The sequence below is a fragment of the Pseudomonas sp. FG43 genome, assembly GCF_057809175.1.
In genome coordinates, this window is sequence record NZ_JBMDJL010000024.1 from 45,914 (window position 1) to 62,740 (window position 16,827).

A 16,827-nucleotide genomic window follows, 5' to 3' on the forward strand; every position below is an offset into this window, starting at 1 on the left:
AATGCAAAGCCTCTGATCGAAAACCGCTGGTCGGAGCCTTGAGCGACGACTATCATGCGCGCCTTCAAATCTGCCCCCTACAAGGCGCAAACCCATGTTAGTACTGGGATTAGAAACTTCTTGTGATGAAACCGGCGTCGCACTTTACGACAGCGAGCGCGGTTTACTGGCTGACGCATTGTTCAGTCAGATCGACCTGCATCGCGCCTATGGTGGCGTGGTGCCGGAGCTGGCGTCACGCGATCATGTAAAGCGCATGTTGCCGCTGATTCGCCAGACTCTGGCCGAAGCGGACTGTGTCGCGACCGATATCGATGCCATTGCCTACACGGCCGGGCCGGGTCTGGTCGGTGCCTTGCTGGTGGGCGCTTCCTGTGCCCAGGCTCTGGCATTTGCCTGGGATATTCCGGCTCTTGGCGTCCATCACATGGAAGGCCATCTGCTGGCTCCGATGCTTGAAGAGCAACCCCCACAGTTTCCGTTCGTCGCCTTGCTGGTGTCCGGTGGGCATACGCAACTGGTTAGGGTCGACGGCATTGGTCGTTACGAGCTGCTGGGCGAAACCCTGGATGACGCTGCAGGCGAAGCTTTCGACAAGACGGCCAAGATGATGGGCCTGCAATATCCCGGTGGTCCTGAAATCTCGCGGCTGGCGACTCGCGGTGTCGCGGGGCGCTTTGTATTCCCGCGCCCGATGACCGACCGCCCGGGCCTGGTATTCAGCTTCAGCGGCCTGAAAACCTCTGCGCTCAATACCTGGCAGCAGTGCCAGAGCGCTGGAGACGACAGCGAGCAAACCCGTTGCGACATCTCTCTGGCCTTCCAGCAGGCGGTAGTGGAGACTTTGACCATCAAGTGCAAGCGTGCGCTCAAGCAGACCGGCCTCAAGAGCCTGGTCATCGCGGGTGGCGTCAGTGCCAACAAGGCGTTGCGACTGTCGCTTGAGAGCATGCTGAGTGATCTGCGCGGTAATGTTTACTACGCTCGTCCCGAGTTCTGCACCGATAATGGTGCGATGATCGCGTTCGCGGGCTGTCAGCGTCTGCTGGCAGGTCAGAAGGAAGACTTGAGCATCACCGTGCAGGCGCGTTGGCCGATGGAGCAGTTGCCGGGTATCTGATTGTTTTTCAGCGGTGTGGCGTGAAGTTGAGCTGTTTTCATGCCGCGCCTCAGAAATGCCGTTCGCGCCCGGCGAGCAGGTCGCGTAGATTGCCTCGGTGACGCCAGACGATCAGCAAGGTCAGGACACTCATGGGCAACAGTGCCCGGGGTTCCTGCCAGGCCAGCAGTGGCAGGGTCAATGGTGTGGCGATCAACGCAGCAAGCGAGCTGGTACGTGTCAGGTAGAACGTCAGCAGCCAGGTCGTAATGGCCAGGGCGGCGGCAGGAGGGTAGAGCCCCAGCAGCATTCCGGCTGCGGTTGCAACGCCTTTGCCGCCCTTGAAACGGAAGTACAACGGGAACAAATGGCCCAATACGGCGCAAACGCCGATCCAGGCTTGTTCTCCGGGGCCAAGGCCGCCAAGGCTGGCGAGGAGTACCGGTATCAGACCTTTGCAGAGGTCACCGATCAAGGTCAGGACGGCCAGCTTTTTGCCGGCCAGACGCAGCATGTTGGTTGCGCCTGCATTGCCTGAGCCGCTGGCGCGCGGGTCCGGGCTGCCATTGAGGCGGCTGAGCAGGATGGCGAAGGACAGTGAGCCGAGCAGGTAGGCGAAAATAGCCAGTAACCAAAACATGCTAACCATTCCGGGCGAGGATGCCCTGATTCTAACGGCGCATCGCGCCCTTGTCGTGCAGTGGAGAGTAGTGCTTGGACAGAGTTTTCATCGACGGTCTTGAGGTCGATACGGTGATCGGCGCTTATGACTGGGAGCGTGGCATTCGCCAGTGCTTGCGGCTGGACCTGAGTTTTGCCTGGGATAACCGGCCTGCCGCCGCGGGTGACGACCTGAGCAAGGCGCTGGACTATGCGAGTGTTTCAACCCGTATTCAGGCCTTTGCCGAGCAGGCGCAGTTCCAGTTGGTGGAGACTTTTGCCGAGCGTCTGGCCGAAGTGTTGATGAGCGAGTTTCATATTCCCTGGCTGCGTCTGAGGCTGACCAAGCCGGGCGCTGTCGCTGCTGCTGCGGGTGTGGGCGTGGAGATTGAGCGCGGATGTCCCTGACTCGGGTTTTTCTGGGGCTCGGCAGTAATATCGAGCGCGAAAGGCACCTGCATGCCGGGCTGGATGCACTGGATTCATTCCTGAGCGAGCTGACCTGCTCGCCGGTATTCGAGAGCCAGCCGGTGGGGATCAAGAGCGGTCCGTTCTTCAATCTGGTGGTTTCGGCGCTGACTGATCTGCCATTGCTGGAGCTGGACCGCCGTTTGAAGATGATCGAAGCCGATAACGGCCGTTACGCGCCTGATCGCAAGGGTCTGCCGCTGGATATCGACGTGCTCCTGTATGGCGAGCAGGTCGGTAATTTCGACGGATTGATCCTGCCGCGTGCAGAAATTCTCAAGAATGCCTTTGTGCTGTGGCCCTTGTCGCTGATCGCGGCGGATCGCCTGCATCCAGGTGTTGGCGTGCCTTTCGGCACGCTCTGGGCTGATGCGCAGATCGATCAACAGCTCTGGCCTGTAGCGTTCGAGTGGCGCGGCAAGCAATTAACGCCGGATGCCGTGTAGGCGCGAATTCATTCGCGAAGCGCAGCGCACTCAGCCTTGTACACCTTGAGCGCATCCAGCCGTTCGCTTTTCAGCGCATTTCCCAAATCCTGCCCTTTCAAGCCCTTTTCAACCAGGGGCTGGACCGCAACGGTCCGGGCTGCATGGGCCGCGCCGCGCAGATAGTCAGCCTGTGGATAACTGCGCTCCTCGAAACCGTCGCGCCCACGGGCGTCCATCTCGCAGGCGGCGATGAACTCTTCGAATCGCTGCGGGCGGCGATAGACGTCGAAGCTTTGCAGCAGCTCCAGCAACGTCGAAGGCTTGAGTTCCAGCGCACGATGTCCATGGGTGTGATATTGGCCTGTCAGCAGCGCCAGTTCCTGACATTCCTTCGGTACCCGGAAGCGCTCGTTGACGGCTTTTATCAGGCGCAGGCCCGTATGCTCGTGTGCGATGTGCCGTGGCCATTCGGATTCGGGCGTCAGTCCTTTGCCCAGGTCATGCAGCAGGCAGGCCCAGCGCACGCTCAGCGGATGTTTATGGATGGCGGATTGCTCTAGTACGCTGAGTACATGCTTGCCCGTGTCGATTTCCGGGTGATGGGCGGCAGGCTGCGGCACGCCGAACAATGCCTCGACTTCAGGAAGCAACTCCTTGAGGGCGTCGCAATCATGTAGCACCTGAATGAAAACCTGAGGCTGATCTTCCATCAGTGCCCTGGAGATCTCCTTCCAGCTGCGCTCGGGTGTCAGGGCCTTGAGTTCGCCGGATTCGCTGAGCTGACGCATCAGTTCCAGCGTCTCTGGCGCGATGCTGAAGCCCAGTGAGGCATAACGTGCGGCAAAGCGGGCTACCCGCAATACCCTGAGGGGATCTTCGGCGAAAGCAGGGGAAACATGACGCAATACCCGTGCTTCAAGATCGCGCTGACCACCATAGGGGTCGGTCAGATTACCGTCCTTGTCTTCGGCAATGGCGTTGATGGTCAGGTCGCGGCGGATCAGGTCTTGTTCAAGGGTAACTTCGGGGCTGGCATGAAAGACAAAGCCGCCGTAGCCGACGCCGCTTTTGCGCTCGGTACGGGCCAGAGCGTATTCCTCACCCGTGAGCGGGTGAAGAAAGACCGGAAAGTCAGTGCCAACCGGGCGATAGCCTTTGATCAGCATTTCTTCGGCGCTGGCGCCTACGACTACCCAGTCACTGTCGGTAACGGGTTGACCCAGAAGGCGGTCGCGTACAGCGCCACCCACTTTATAAATCTGCATAAAAAACCTCCGTAAGCGCGACAGGATAAACCTGAGTCGCCCTCGCGGAGGTTAAAACTTAAAAACATTCTTCCTGGCTCTGCTCCTCAGAGGTGAACAACTGCCAGGTCGAGCCTCGGATAGTCGCCCTCGGCATGTTCGCCGCGTGGCGGGACATGGTGAGTTTTCATCACCTGATCGCCTTGCAGGGTTTCCAGGTGGATATCGAAGCCCCACAGACGGTGCAGGTGTTTGAGCACTTCGTCCGTGGAGTCGCCCAGTGGTTTGCGGTTGTGTTGTTGATGGCGCAGTGTCAGCGAACGGTCGCCACGGCGGTCGATGCTGTAGATCTGCACGTTGGGTTCGCGATTGCCCAGGTTGTATTGGGCTGCCAGGGTTTCCCGAATGGTCCGATAGCCGGCTTCATCGTGAATCGCGGGCACCAGCAGGTCATCTTTCTGATCGTCATCCATGATGCTGAACAGTTTGAGGTCACGAATGACCTTGGGTGACAGGTACTGGAGAATGAAGCTCTCGTCCTTGAAGCTGGACATGGCGAACTTGATTGCCGTCAGCCAGTCTGTGCCTGCAATCTCCGGGAACCAGTGGCGATCCTCATCGGTCGGGTGTTCGCACATGCGCCGAATGTCCTGATACATGGCAAAGCCCAGGGTGTACGGGTTGATGCCGCTGTAATAGGGGCTGTCGAAGCCAGGCTGGTAGACCACGCTGGTGTGCGACTGCAGGAACTCCAGCATGAAACCGTCGGTGACCAGGCCTTCGTCGTACAGATCGTTCATCAGCGTGTAGTGCCAGAACGTCGCCCAGCCTTCGTTCATCACCTGGGTCTGGCGCTGCGGATAGAAGTACTGGGCAATCTTGCGCACGATGCGCACCACTTCGCGCTGCCATGGCTCCAGCAGCGGTGCATGTTTTTCGATGAAGTACAGGATGTTTTCCTGGGGTTCGGCAGGGAAGCGGGCATTGTCTTCCTTGTTGCCCTTGTCGGCGCTTTTCGGAATGGTGCGCCACAGGTCGTTGATCTGCCGTTGCAGGTGTTCTTCACGATCCTTTTGTCGGCGTCGTTCTTCCTCTGCTGAAATCGGATAGGGCCGCTTGTAGCGGTCAACACCATAGTTCATCAGGGCATGGCAGGAGTCGAGCAGGTCCTCCACTGCATCGATGCCATGGCGCTCTTCGCATTGCATGATGTACTGCTTGGCGAAGACCAGATAATCGATGATCGAACTGGCATCGGTCCAGGTCCGGAACAGGTAATTGCCCTTGAAGAAGCTGTTATGCCCGTAGCAGGCGTGGGCGACGACCAGAGCCTGCATGCAGATGGTGTTTTCTTCCATCAGATAGGCAATGCACGGATCCGAGTTGATCACGATCTCGTAGGCCAGCCCCATCTGCCCGCGAGTGTAGGATTTCTCGGTACTCAGGAAGTGTTTGCCGTATGACCAGTGATGATAGCCCAGCGGCATGCCCACCGAGGCATAGGCATCCATCATCTGCTCGGCCGTGATGACCTCGATCTGGTTCGGATAGGTATCCAGAGCGTAGCGATCAGCGATACGGCTGATTTCGCGGTCGTAGGCCTGGATCAGTTCAAATGTCCACTCGGACCCTGTGGAGAGGGGTTGGCGCTTCTGCTCTCTAGCGGTCATGTCACTAACCTGCGCTGGAAGAGTTCACGGAATACCGGATAGATATCACCGGCAGAGACCAGCTGCTGCTGGGCAAACGTATCGGCAAACTCTTCACCGATGCGTTCGTATTCAAACCATAAGGCCTGATGCTCGCGTGGGGTGATCTCCACGTAGGTGTAGTACTGCACGAAAGGCATGATCTGCTTGGTCAGGATTTCGCGGCAGATCGGTGAGTCATCGTTCCAGTTATCGCCATCGGAAGCCTGGGCTGCATAGATGTTCCATTCGTTGCTCGGGTAGCGTTCGGCCATGATTTCCTGCATCAGCTTCAGAGCGCTGGAAACGATGGTGCCGCCGGTTTCCCGTGAATAGAAGAACTCTTCTTCGTCAACTTCGCGGGCGCTGGTGTGGTGGCGGATGAACACGACTTCGATCTTGTCGTAGTTACGCTTGAGAAACAGGTACAGCAGGATGAAAAAGCGCTTGGCGACATCCTTGGTCGCCTGGGTCATGGAGCCAGAGACGTCCATCAGGCAGAACATCACCGCTTTCGAGCTTGGGTTGGGTTGCTTGACCAGCAGGTTGTACTTGAGGTCGAAGGTGTCCAGGTAGGGCACGCGACGAATCCGCGCTTTCAAACGGTCTATTTCTACTTCCAGTTCCTGGATGTCGCCGAAGTTGTCTGGTTCTTCGCGCTTGAGACGCTCCAGCTCGTTCACCGTTTCCTTGAGCTTGGCGCGGCTGCTGCCGGACAGCGCGATGCGGCGTGCATGGGCCGAGCGCAGGGTACGAATGATATTGATGCGCGAGGGGTTGCCCTCGTTACTGATCCCGGCGCGTACAGTCTTGAACGTGTCGGTGCCGGTCAGGTTTCGCTTGACCAGGTTGGGCAGCTCGAGGTCCTCGAACATGAATTCGAGAAACTCTTCCTGGGTGATCTGGAAGACGAACTCGTCCATGCCTTCGCCGGAGTTGCTTGCCTTGCCAGGCCCCTTGCCACCGCCACCACCTTGCGGGCGGGCGATATGCTCGCCGCTGGAGAATTCCTTGTTGCCGGGATGGACAACCGTCTGTTTGCCACCGCGACCATGATGAAGCACCGGCTCGTCGATATCGCGACCGGGAATGCTTATTTGCTCGCCATGCTCCATATCGGTAATGGAGCGACGACTGACCGCTTCTTCCACTGCTTTTTTGATGTGGTCACGATAACGCCGCAGAAACCGCTGGCGATTTACCGTGCTCTTGTTCTTGCCATTGAGGCGTCGGTCGATCACATAGCTCATAGGCCCTCCGGGCAGCCGCAAGTAGAAAGCAGCTTCAAGCTACAAGCTGGTTGCGGTCGTATCTGTGAACCCGACCGTCCCAGCTTGTTGCCTGAGGCTTGTAGCTTACCGCTGCATCACTGTGACTTGCGCACGCGCAGATACCACTCGGAGAGTAGACGCACCTGTTTGTCGGTATAGCCCCGCTCGACCATTCGGGTGACGAAGTCGTTGTGTTTTTGTTGATCCTCTTTGCTGGCCTTGGCGTTGAAACTGATGACTGGCAGCAGGTCCTCGGTGTTGGAGAACATTTTCTTCTCGATCACCACACGCAGTTTTTCGTAACTGAGCCAGGTTGGATTCTTGCCGTTGTTGTTGGCGCGGGCACGCAGCACGAAGTTGACGATCTCGTTGCGGAAATCTTTCGGGTTGCTGATGCCGGCAGGTTTTTCGATCTTTTCCAGCTCTTCGTTCAGGGCGACACGGTTGAGAATTTCACCGGTTTCCGGATCACGATATTCCTGGTCCTGAATCCAGAAGTCTGCATACAGCACGTAGCGGTCGAAGATGTTCTGACCGTATTCGCTGTAGGACTCAAGGTACGCGGTCTGGATTTCCTTGCCGATGAACTCGATGTAGCGCGGTGCCAGATACTCCTTGATGAAACGCAGATAGCGCTCACGGGTTTCAGCCGGGAATTGCTCCTGTTCGATCTGCTGCTCCAGCACGTACAACAGGTGTACCGGGTTGGCGGCGATTTCGTGTGGATCGAAGTTGAAGACCTTGGACAGGATCTTGAATGCGAAGCGGGTTGAAAGGCCGTTCATGCCTTCGTCGACGCCCGCACTGTCGCGGTACTCCTGGATCGACTTGGCCTTGGGGTCTGTATCTTTGAGATTCTCGCCGTCATACACACGCATCTTGGAGTAGATGTTGGAGTTTTCCGGCTCTTTGAGGCGCGACAGAGTCGTGAACTGCGCCAGCATTTTCAGTGTGTCGGGCGCGCAATGCGCCTTGGCCAGCGAGCTGTTGAACAGCAGCTTGTCGTAGATCTTGATCTCGTCGCTGACACGCAGGCAGTACGGCACTTTCACGATGTAGATACGGTCGATGAAGGCTTCGTTGTTCTTGTTGTTACGGAAGCTGTGCCATTCCGATTCGTTGGAGTGAGCCAGCAGGATGCCCGTAAACGGAATCGCCCCCAGGCCTTCGGTACTGTTGTAGTTGCCTTCCTGAGTCGCAGTCAGCAACGGGTGCAGGACCTTGATAGGTGCCTTGAACATCTCGACGAATTCCATCAGGCCCTGGTTGGCCCGGCACAGAGCGCCTGAATAGCTGTAGGCGTCTGCGTCGTTTTGCGGGAATTCCTCAAGCTTGCGGATATCGACCTTACCCACCAGAGCGGAAATGTCCTGGTTGTTCTCGTCACCCGGCTCGGTTTTCGCCACGCCGATCTGGTTGAGAACCGATGGATAAAGTTTCACCACCTTGAACTGGCTGATGTCGCCCCCGAACTCAGCCAGACGTTTGGTCGCCCATGGCGACATGATGGTGTTGAGGTAGCGCCGAGGGATGCCGAAGTCCTCTTCGAGAATGGCACCGTCTTCGGTTGCATTGAACAACCCCAGTGGCGACTCGAAGACCGGCGAACCCTTGATTGCGTAGAAGGGGACTTTTTCGATCAGTTGTTTGAGCTTTTCAGCCAGAGACGACTTGCCGCCACCCACCGGACCCAGCAGATAGAGGATTTGTTTCTTTTCCTCAAGGCCTTGGGCTGCGTGGCGGAAATACGACACGATCTGGTCGATGCATTCTTCCATTCCATGGAAGTCCGCAAAGGCCGGATAACGCCGGATCACCTTGTTGGAAAAGATCCGCGACAACCGTGAGTTGGTGGAGGTATCCACCAGTTCGGGCTCGCCAATGGCCAGCAGAAGACGTTCTGCGGCAGAGGCGTAGGCGCTGCGATCCTGTTTGCAGAGCTCCAGATACTCCTGTAACGAGAGCTCTTCCTGACGTGTGGTTTCAAAGCGTTGTTGGAAGTGGCTAAAAATACTCATGACGTCACCTCGCTCGATACGTTGAGCCGGCGGCGGATCGTCAGTCGATGCTGGCAGCAGCTGAGTATCCAGATGCCGTTTACCCCCCAGAACACCATAAAAGTAACTACCGATGACCCACGCGCCGGTGTACCGGCTCTCCCCTGATTACGGATGGCCTGAGGCTAAGGATAGTTCGGATTCAGAAAGATAAAGAAGGGATGAACAAGAAGTCGGGCTGACCGTTCGTCAGTTTGGGCGCGAACCCGCGCAGGACGCGGGATCAGCCGGATAAAAATATTTTTTCAGAGTCGTGCTGGCCGTTTATACATATCTGCACCAGCATCCGTTCTGTCGTTAACCTTGCGCTGTTTCGCCCGGGAACGTGGTGCGCCACAACTCGAAACCACCGTCCAGGCTGTACACGTCGGAGAAGCCCTGGCCTACGAGATAGGCTGCAGCACTCTGGCTGGAGTTTCCGTGGTAACAGACCACCACCAGCGGCTTGTCCAGATCGGCCTTGGCGATGAAGTCAGCGATCGAGTGATTGTCCAGATGCTGCGAATCGGGAATGTGGTTGCTGGCGAAAGCCTGAGGGTCGCGAACGTCCACCAGTACGGCGCCCTGTTCGCGCAGGGCGTGGGCCTGTTCAGGGGGAATGCGTTTGAATTCGGTCATGATTGGGCTCCTGAGCTGATCTTTTAACGCCGGGCCTCGCTGGCCTCTGGCTGGGAAATGAGGGATGTTGCCGGGCGTGGGGCGGCATTGCCGACAGCATCGCAATCGCAGCGATGACGTTCAAGGGTGTCGACGTTCATAAGGGTCATGGCGCCGCCCCACACGCACCCGCTGTCCAGCGCATAAATGCCGGGCTCGTCGCACTTGCCTTCAAGGGCTGCCCAGTGGCCGAAGATGATCTTCAGGTCCCGGGTCTTGCGATTCTCGTGCTGGAACCATGGTTTGTAGCCTGGCAGGGCGGTCTCGATGCCTTCCTTGCTCTTGAGGTCGAGCTTGCCTTCGCGGGTACAGAAGCGCATGCGGGTGAAATAGTTGGTGATGACGCGCAGCCTTGTCACGCCTTGCAGGTCATTGTCCCACTTGACGGGTTCATTGCCGTACATGCCATCCAGAAAGGGCTCGTACAGATTGTCGTCCTGTAAGGCCTGTTCGACTTCGCTGGCGCACTTGAGGGCTTTTTTCAGCGACCACTGCGGGGCTATGCCTGCGTGGGCCATGGCGATATTGCGCTGGGCGTCGTAGTGCATCAGTTTTTGCCGACGCACCCAATCCAGTAGTTCATTGCTGTCCGGCGCTTCAAGAATCTCGCGCAGGGTGTCGGATTTCTTGAGGCGTTCTATCTTGCGTGAGGCGGCCAGCAGGTGCAGGTCATGATTGCCCAGTACACAGACGATGGACTCGCGGATGCTGTAGAGAAAACGCAGCGTTTCCAGCGATTGCGGGCCACGGTTGACCAGGTCGCCCACTAGCCATAGCTGATCCCTGGCCGGATCGAACCGGACATCGTCGAGCAGGCATTTCAACGGTTCAAGGCAACCTTGCAGGTCGCCAACGGCATATACCGCCATCAGTGAAGGGCACCTGGTACGGCAAGGCGGAAGGGCGCAATCACTGCATCGAAGCGTTTGCCGTCTTCGGCGAGCATCTGATACGAGCCTTGCATGTTGCCGACTTTCGTCGTCATCACTGTGCCGCTGCTGTAAGTGTGGCTCTGGCCAGCCTGGATCAATGGCTGTTGGCCTACGACGCCTTCACCACGCACTTCTTCGACATGGCCGTCACCGTCAGTGATGACCCAGTGCCGTGAAAGCAGCCTGGCAGGCAGTTCGCCGTTATTGTGGACGGTGATGGTGTAAGCGAAGGCGAAGCGATTCTGCTCGGGTTGCGATTGTTCTGCGAGGAAGCGCGTGACGACGCTGACGTCGACCTGATAACGGGAATCGGGCATGCGGTAGACCTTGAAAGCTATAGCAGCGGAAAAAACTGGAGCATTCGATAGATAGGTCAGTCTAGGACAAGTAAACGGAAAATGACTAACGGCACATAGCCATTTACTTGCCCCTTCAGATTATTCCACCCCTGCCTTTTCACTGAGTTTGTCCGCCAGACGGACAAATGCAGCAAGATCCAGTTGCTCGGGACGCAGGCTGCCATCGACACCGGCAGCCGCAATGTCATCTGCGCTCAGCAGTAGTTTGAGTGTGTTGCGCAGGGTCTTGCGGCGCTGGTTGAAGGCTTCGCGCACAAGGCGCTCCAGCAGGCGGTGATCCTTGGCCGGGTGTGGCAGTGTTTCATGGGGCACAAGGCGGACAATGGCAGAGTCCACTTTCGGTGGCGGGTTGAATGCTCCCGGCCCGACGTTGAACAGGTGTTCCACACGGCAGTGGTACTGAACCATGATCGACAGGCGGCCCCAGTCTCCGCCGCCCGGTCCGGCGGCGAGCCGCTCGACCACTTCCTTTTGCAGCATGAAGTGCATGTCGCGAATCAGGCCGGCGTTTTGCAGCAGATGAAAAATCAGCGGCGTGGAAATGTTGTAGGGCAGGTTGCCCACGACACGCAGGCTGTTGGGCGCAGCGCCCAGGCTGTTGAAGTCGAACTTCAGGGCATCGCCTTGATGCAGGTTGAAGTTCGGCTTGCCTGCGAACTGGCTGTTGAGGATCGGGATCAGGTCCTTGTCCAGTTCAACCACATCGAGGTGCGCGCCGCTGTTGAGCAGCCCTTCTGTCAGGGCACCCTGGCCCGGGCCGATTTCCAGCAGGCGGTCTTCAGGCTTGGCCCGGATGGCGCGCAGGATCTTGTCGATAACGCCCGCGTCATGCAGGAAGTTCTGCCCGAAGCGCTTGCGCGCCCGGTGTTGGTATTGCTCGGTCATGAATGAGTCTCGGCCATCTGGTAGGCGGTTTGCAGGGCTACTTTCAGGCTGCCGGTGTCGATGTTTCCGCTGCCAGCCAGATCCAGCGCAGTGCCATGATCGACGGAAGTGCGGATGATCGGCAGGCCGAGCGTGATATTGACTGCCGCGCCGAAACCTTTGTATTTCAGCACGGGCAGGCCCTGGTCGTGATACATCGCCAGCACTGCATCGCAGTGCTCCAGATATTTGGGGGTAAACAGAGTGTCGGCAGGCAGCGGGCCTCGCAAGTCGATGCCTTCGCTGCGCAGACGCTCCAGGGTTGGTTCGATGATGTCTATTTCTTCGCGGCCCAGATGACCGCTTTCGCCGGCATGCGGATTGAGGCCGCAGACCAGAATGCGTGGCCGGGCTATGCCGAACTTGTTGACCAGATCGGCATGCAGGATGCGTGTGACGCGCTCCAGGCGTTCCGGTGTAATGGCATCGGCAATGTCGCGCAGCGGAAGATGGGTGGTGACCAGCGCCACGCGCAGATCGCCCGTAGCCAGCATCATCACGACTTGCTCGGTGTTAGTCAGTTCTGCAAGAAATTCCGTATGGCCGGAGAAGGCGATGCCGCCCTCGTTGATCACGCCCTTGTGGACAGGAGCGGTAATCATCCCGGCGAACAGCCCGTCGACACAGCCTTGAGCGGCGCGAGTCAGGGTCTGCAGTACGAAAGTGGCATTGGCCTTGTCCAGCGCGCCAGTAACCACCTTGGCCTGCAAGGGCGTATCCCAGACATACAGGCTGCCGGCAGGCGCCGGTGCGTCCGGAAAGGCGTCAGGGGTGACGGCAAGCAGATTGACAGCCACGCCCAACTGCGTGGCCCGCTCCAGGAGCAGGTCACGGTTGGTAATTGCTATCAGGGGGTATGGCTGAGGCTGCGTGGCGAGCAGCAGGCACAGGTCAGGACCAATGCCGGCCGGCTCGCCGGGTGTCAGTGCGAAACGCTTTGGCTTCACTGTGCAGCCTGGGCTGCGCCAGGGAGTTTGATTTCAACGTAGGCTTCGTCACGGATCTGACGCAGCCAGGTTTGCAGCTCTTCGTCGTATTTGCGGTTACGCAGTACGCCCAGGGCTTGCTGGTCACGGGCCTGGCTGGTGGCGTCGGTGGCGCGGCGGCCAAGAACTTCCAGAATGTGCCAGCCGTAAGCTGTCTTGAAGGGTTTGGACAGCACGCCTTGTGGTGTGTCGTTCATCGCTGCGCGGAACTCTGGAACCAGAGAGTTCGGATCCACCCAGTTCAGGTCGCCACCATTGAGCGCCGAACCCGGGTCTTCCGAGAAGCTCTTCGCCAGTTCGCCGAAGTTCTCGCCAGACTCGATGCGATCATAAAGCTTGGTAGCCAGACGGCGTGTCTCTTCTTCGCTGCGGATTTCGCTTGGCTTGATGAGGATGTGACGCACATGCACTTCGTCGCGTATCTGGGTCTGGCCTTCGCCGCCGCGTTTTTCCAGCAGCTTGAGGATGATGAAACCGCCCGGTGTACGTGCCGGTGGAGTCACCTCGCCTGGACGCATCGAACTGAGCATGTCACCGAAAGGTGGTGGGAGTTGAGCTGCCTTGCGCCAGCCCATGTCGCCGCCTTCCAGTGCGCTTTCGCTTGCCGATCGTGCAACGGCCAGTTGAGCGAAGTCGGCACCTTTCTGCAATTGACCGTAGATGTCCTGAGCCTGACGGGCCGCCGCCTGAATCGCATCGGACGAAGCGCTGTCTGGTGTCGCGATCAGGATGTTGGCCAGATGGAACTCTTCGGACAACTGAGCCTTGCCCAGATCCGAGGCCAGGAAGTTCTTCACTTCCTGTTCGGACACCTGGATACGCTCGGCCACACGACGCTGGCGCACGCGGCTGATGATCATCTCGCGACGAACCTGCTCGCGGGCATCGTTGTAGGACAGGCCGTCATGAGCCAGGGCTGCACGGAATTGCTCAACGCTCATGTTGTTACGCTGGGCAATGGTGTCGATAGCCTGGTTCAGCTCTTCATCGGTGATGCGAATGCCGGAGCGCTCGCCAATCTGCAGTTGAAGGTTTTCCAGGATCAGGCGATCGAGTACCTGCGGCTGAAGCGCTTCGGCCGGTGGTGTGCCGGCCCCGCGCTTGGCAATGGTCTGCTGGACTTCGCGAACACGCTGGTCCATCTGGCTTTTCATGATCACGTCGTTATCGACGATGGCCACTACGCTGTCCAGAGGTTGGACCGCTGCATGAACAGCGCCGCTCAGGAGTAACGCGCCCAGCATCAGCGGGCGCAAACAATCAGAAAGCTTGGTCTTCACGTTCACGATAACCTTGAATGCCTTTGTCCAGGAAGGTCTCTACTTTGGCGCCGGTAACGCCACCAAGTCCCTTCAGCACAATTTGTAGGAATATGCCGCGGTCGCCTTTTTCGTTCTGAGGGGCTTCCTGGCTGTATTCGTCGTAGTCGACCCAGTAACGGTTGATCAGACGCAGTTTCCAGCAGCAGTTGTCGTACTCGAAACCACCAAAGGCTTCAAGGGTACGGTCGCGGTTGTAGTCATACTGCCAGCGGCTGATCAGGCTCCATTGCGGCACGATTGGCCAGATGACCGAGAAATCGTGTTGCTGGATCTTGTAGTAGTCCTTCACGTAGCCCGGCTGGCCAGGCGTACCATAGTTGCCACCGCCCACTGTCCAGCGGCCAGTGTTCTCGTCGTAGCGGACCTGGTCGTTGCGATAGCGGTAGCCGGCGTTGATGATCTTGCCCGGGTTATCTTCAGGCTGGTAATGCAGCATCGTGCTGCCCGAACGGGTGCTGCGGCTGTCCGGATCCCAGTTGAAGTCGGAGTTGATACGGAAATCGCGGTTGAAGCGATATTCGTGCTCCAGTGCATAAGGCGAAACATTGGCCTTGGCATCGTCGCGGTCGGCGAAGGTGATGCCCGGCAGTTGAACCTTGCGATCACTGAAGTACACCGCCTGACCAATGCTGAAGCGCTGACGTTCAAAGCCGTTTTCTTCGATCCAGCGGTTGGTGACACCGAAGGAAAGCTTGTTCTCGTCACCGATACGGTCGTAACCGGTAAAGCGGTTGTCGCGGAACAGGGACGAGTAGTTGAACGTGCTTTCACTCGTGTCGAAAACCGGAATGTCTTCCTGATCTCTCTCGGGTGAATAGAGATAGAACATGCGCGGTTCAAGAGTCTGGCGATAATCCTTGCCGAACCACTGGGTATTGCGGTCGAAGTACAGGCCGCTGTCCACGCTCACGATTGGCACGCTGCGGGTCTGCTTGCTTTCGAAGTCAGGCACGGCGGCTCTGCCGCGGCTGTCCAGATCCAGGTCGTACTGGGTGTAGACATACTTCAGCTTGGGCGTCAGGAAACCATAGGTCCAGTTCATCGGCAGGCTGACCGACGGAGCCAGGTTCAGACGATCACCGTTGGCGCGTGCAAGGCCGCCTACGTTGGTGTCCAGACGGGCTTCCGGGTTGCCATCCCTGTCGAAGTAGGTGCCGGTTTGCAGGTCACGCTCGAAACGCACGGCTTCGGTTTCATAATCGAAACGAAGGCCCGCCGGCCTGAAGGGCAGTGTGCCGTTGAGGGTCAGCTGTGGCAGACGGTCGTATGGCGTGATGTTGGCGATCGATGCCATCTTGTAGGCATGGACGTTGAACATTGCCCTGTAGCTGTCACCGCGATAGGTCAGGGACCCTTGCTGGTTGAGGAACTCAGGTGTGTTCACGCCGATCTGATCGGTTTCCAGATCCTGGAAGTAGTACGGGTCGCTGATGTCGGTGTAGTCGACCTTGGTCATCCAGCGGGAGTCCAGGCCACCCACGTGCTGCCAGTTCATCATCCAGCGGGTTTTTTCGTACTCGGACTGCAGCCTGCGCTCGTCATTCTCGTCATTGAGGTAAGCGCCGCCGAACTGGCCTTCGCTGCTCTTGGTGAGGTAACGGAATTCGCCTTCCATCAACAGGCCGCGGTCGGCCATGTAGCGTGGATACAACGTGGCGTCGTAGTTGGGCGCCAGGTTGAAGTAGTAAGGCGTGACCAGCGTGAAGCCGTTGTCGCCACCTGCAGCAATGGTCGGTGGCAGGAAGCCTGACTGGCGACGATCGTCGATCGGGAAGTAGATATACGGCGTGTAGAGTACCGGTATGTCCTTGACCCGCAGCGTAACGTTGGTCGCGGTGCCGAAACCGGTAGCCGGGTTCAGCGTGATGTTGTTGCCCTTGAGCGTCCAGGCATTGCTGCCGGGTTCGCATGAGGTGTATGTACCATCCTTGAGGCGGATGATCGCGTTCTCTGCACGTTTTGCGTAACGGGCGTTACCGCGGATGTTCGACTTGTGCAGGACATACTCGGCGTTGTCGACCTGGGCTTCGCCGGTGTCGAGTTGCAGCTCTGCCCTGTCGCCAACGATCAAGGCGCCGTTGTCGCGCAAACGGACATCACCGTTGAGTTCGCCACGGTTCTCGGCCTGATACAGGGCCGCTTCCTGAGCCTGGACCTGCATGCTGCCCTGACGCAATACGACATCGCCTGCCAGGGTCGCGATCTGCTCTTCCTGCTGGTAACGCGAGACCTTGGCTCCGATGAATGTCGGGGCGTCGCTCTTGGGCGTCTTGTCATCCATGCCCGGACGGATCGGCTCTACATAGGCACCGGAGCAATAAGGACCGGTTTCGGCCAGTTGCGCAGGCGTGAGCTTTTCACGGGGAACCCAGTCAAGGTGGCTGTAGTCAGCACTACGCGATGCCAGGCCTTTGCCTTTGGCTTCGGTGACCAGCAGCGCTGTATTGGCAGGTTTGCCAGCCGTGGTGCCTTGCGAAATCACTGTGCCGTTGGAACTGACCTCGGTCGCGTTATGCACGGGACGTGGAGGCAGCTCTACAGCAGCTGTATTTGATTTCGGCGCACAGTTCCAGGCACCCGAAGCAGAGACTGAGCAGTCATACTGTTCCGCGGCAACCACGAACTGAGTGGCCAGAGGTTGCATCGCCAGCAGACTGCCGGTTACGAGCAACGGAAATTTTTTACGAAACGCGGGGGATTTCAATGCCATCTTATTAGTCCGGGCTTCCTGC

General features: G+C 58.2%; 15 protein-coding genes. 3 read left to right on the forward strand and 12 right to left on the reverse strand.

What is annotated here, in order from left to right; genetic code table 11:
* Nucleotides 1–94: 94 nt before the first annotated feature.
* The gene (gene tsaD, locus ACODS3_RS23085) at nt 95–1,120 is read left to right on the forward strand and encodes a tRNA (adenosine(37)-N6)-threonylcarbamoyltransferase complex transferase subunit TsaD (protein ID WP_201001799.1); all 1,026 of its coding nucleotides are present in this window, start codon (nt 95–97) and stop codon (nt 1,118–1,120) included.
* 49 nt (nt 1,121–1,169) lie between these two features.
* Here tsaD and plsY read toward each other — a convergent pair whose 3' ends face one another.
* Entirely contained in the window at nt 1,170–1,739 is a 570-nt protein-coding gene (gene plsY / locus ACODS3_RS23090) for a glycerol-3-phosphate 1-O-acyltransferase PlsY (protein WP_489036455.1), read from the reverse strand.
* A 74-nt stretch (nt 1,740–1,813) separates the two neighbouring features.
* On the opposite strand from plsY, the gene folB reads away from it, so the two are divergent.
* Both folB and folK read left to right on the forward strand, forming a co-directional pair.
* A complete protein-coding gene (folB, locus tag ACODS3_RS23095) occupies nt 1,814–2,167 on the forward strand; it encodes a dihydroneopterin aldolase (RefSeq protein ID WP_201001801.1) in 354 nt (117 codons plus the stop codon).
* Entirely contained in the window at nt 2,158–2,673 is a 516-nt protein-coding gene (gene folK, locus ACODS3_RS23100) for a 2-amino-4-hydroxy-6-hydroxymethyldihydropteridine diphosphokinase (RefSeq protein WP_304575691.1), read from the forward strand. The genes folB and folK overlap by 10 nt, the downstream gene beginning before the upstream one ends.
* An 8-nt stretch (nt 2,674–2,681) precedes the next feature.
* Here the strand turns inward: folK and ACODS3_RS23105 are convergent, their stop codons facing one another.
* The 11 genes from ACODS3_RS23105 to ACODS3_RS23155 all read right to left on the reverse strand — a co-directional run bounded on the left by ACODS3_RS23105 (nt 2,682) and on the right by ACODS3_RS23155 (nt 16,805).
* Complete coding sequence (locus ACODS3_RS23105) at nt 2,682–3,920, reverse strand: multifunctional CCA addition/repair protein (protein WP_201018145.1); 1,239 nt, start codon at nt 3,918–3,920, stop codon at nt 2,682–2,684.
* Between the two features lie 86 nt (nt 3,921–4,006).
* Nucleotides 4,007–5,569 carry a SpoVR family protein gene (locus tag ACODS3_RS23110; RefSeq protein ID WP_201001804.1) on the reverse strand — a complete coding sequence of 521 codons (1,563 nt, stop codon included), beginning with the start codon at nt 5,567–5,569 and terminating at the stop codon, nt 4,007–4,009.
* Entirely contained in the window at nt 5,566–6,837 is a 1,272-nt protein-coding gene (locus tag ACODS3_RS23115; protein WP_198724432.1) for a YeaH/YhbH family protein, read from the reverse strand. Before ACODS3_RS23115 ends, ACODS3_RS23110 begins: the two co-directional genes overlap by 4 nt.
* 116 nt (nt 6,838–6,953) lie before the next feature.
* On the reverse strand, nt 6,954–8,876 hold the full coding sequence (locus ACODS3_RS23120) for a PrkA family serine protein kinase (protein ID WP_201001805.1): 1,923 nt from the start codon (nt 8,874–8,876) through the stop codon (nt 6,954–6,956).
* Between the two features lie 336 nt (nt 8,877–9,212).
* Complete coding sequence (glpE, locus tag ACODS3_RS23125; protein WP_201018144.1) at nt 9,213–9,533, reverse strand: thiosulfate sulfurtransferase GlpE; 321 nt, start codon at nt 9,531–9,533, stop codon at nt 9,213–9,215.
* A 23-nt stretch (nt 9,534–9,556) separates the two neighbouring features.
* A complete protein-coding gene (locus tag ACODS3_RS23130; RefSeq protein WP_201001807.1) occupies nt 9,557–10,441 on the reverse strand; it encodes a symmetrical bis(5'-nucleosyl)-tetraphosphatase in 885 nt (294 codons plus the stop codon).
* Nucleotides 10,441–10,821 carry a Co2+/Mg2+ efflux protein ApaG gene (gene apaG, locus ACODS3_RS23135; protein ID WP_201001808.1) on the reverse strand — a complete coding sequence of 127 codons (381 nt, stop codon included), beginning with the start codon at nt 10,819–10,821 and terminating at the stop codon, nt 10,441–10,443. Before apaG ends, ACODS3_RS23130 begins: the two co-directional genes overlap by 1 nt.
* Nucleotides 10,822–10,941: 120 nt before the next feature.
* On the reverse strand, nt 10,942–11,748 hold the full coding sequence (gene rsmA, locus ACODS3_RS23140; RefSeq protein WP_201018143.1) for a 16S rRNA (adenine(1518)-N(6)/adenine(1519)-N(6))-dimethyltransferase RsmA: 807 nt from the start codon (nt 11,746–11,748) through the stop codon (nt 10,942–10,944).
* Complete coding sequence (gene pdxA, locus ACODS3_RS23145; protein WP_489036460.1) at nt 11,745–12,734, reverse strand: 4-hydroxythreonine-4-phosphate dehydrogenase PdxA; 990 nt, start codon at nt 12,732–12,734, stop codon at nt 11,745–11,747. The genes rsmA and pdxA overlap by 4 nt, the downstream gene beginning before the upstream one ends.
* A complete protein-coding gene (locus ACODS3_RS23150) occupies nt 12,731–14,053 on the reverse strand; it encodes a peptidylprolyl isomerase (protein WP_201018141.1) in 1,323 nt (440 codons plus the stop codon). The genes pdxA and ACODS3_RS23150 overlap by 4 nt, the downstream gene beginning before the upstream one ends.
* Entirely contained in the window at nt 14,034–16,805 is a 2,772-nt protein-coding gene (locus ACODS3_RS23155; protein ID WP_489036463.1) for an LPS-assembly protein LptD, read from the reverse strand. The genes ACODS3_RS23150 and ACODS3_RS23155 overlap by 20 nt, the downstream gene beginning before the upstream one ends.
* Between the last annotated feature and the right edge of the window lie 22 nt (nt 16,806–16,827).

Coding starts and splice junctions, on each gene's coding strand:
- tsaD (WP_201001799.1), top strand. CDS start 95: ATGTTAGTACTGGGATTAGAAACTTCTTGTGATGAAACCGGCGTCGCA.
- plsY (WP_489036455.1), bottom strand. CDS start 1,739: ATGTTTTGGTTACTGGCTATTTTCGCCTACCTGCTCGGCTCACTGTCC.
- folK (WP_304575691.1), top strand. CDS start 2,158: ATGTCCCTGACTCGGGTTTTTCTGGGGCTCGGCAGTAATATCGAGCGC.
- ACODS3_RS23105 (WP_201018145.1), bottom strand. CDS start 3,920: ATGCAGATTTATAAAGTGGGTGGCGCTGTACGCGACCGCCTTCTGGGT.
- ACODS3_RS23110 (WP_201001804.1), bottom strand. CDS start 5,569: ATGACCGCTAGAGAGCAGAAGCGCCAACCCCTCTCCACAGGGTCCGAG.
- ACODS3_RS23115 (WP_198724432.1), bottom strand. CDS start 6,837: ATGAGCTATGTGATCGACCGACGCCTCAATGGCAAGAACAAGAGCACG.
- ACODS3_RS23120 (WP_201001805.1), bottom strand. CDS start 8,876: ATGAGTATTTTTAGCCACTTCCAACAACGCTTTGAAACCACACGTCAG.
- glpE (WP_201018144.1), bottom strand. CDS start 9,533: ATGACCGAATTCAAACGCATTCCCCCTGAACAGGCCCACGCCCTGCGC.
- ACODS3_RS23130 (WP_201001807.1), bottom strand. CDS start 10,441: ATGGCGGTATATGCCGTTGGCGACCTGCAAGGTTGCCTTGAACCGTTG.
- apaG (WP_201001808.1), bottom strand. CDS start 10,821: ATGCCCGATTCCCGTTATCAGGTCGACGTCAGCGTCGTCACGCGCTTC.
- rsmA (WP_201018143.1), bottom strand. CDS start 11,748: ATGACCGAGCAATACCAACACCGGGCGCGCAAGCGCTTCGGGCAGAAC.
- ACODS3_RS23155 (WP_489036463.1), bottom strand. CDS start 16,805: ATGGCATTGAAATCCCCCGCGTTTCGTAAAAAATTTCCGTTGCTCGTA.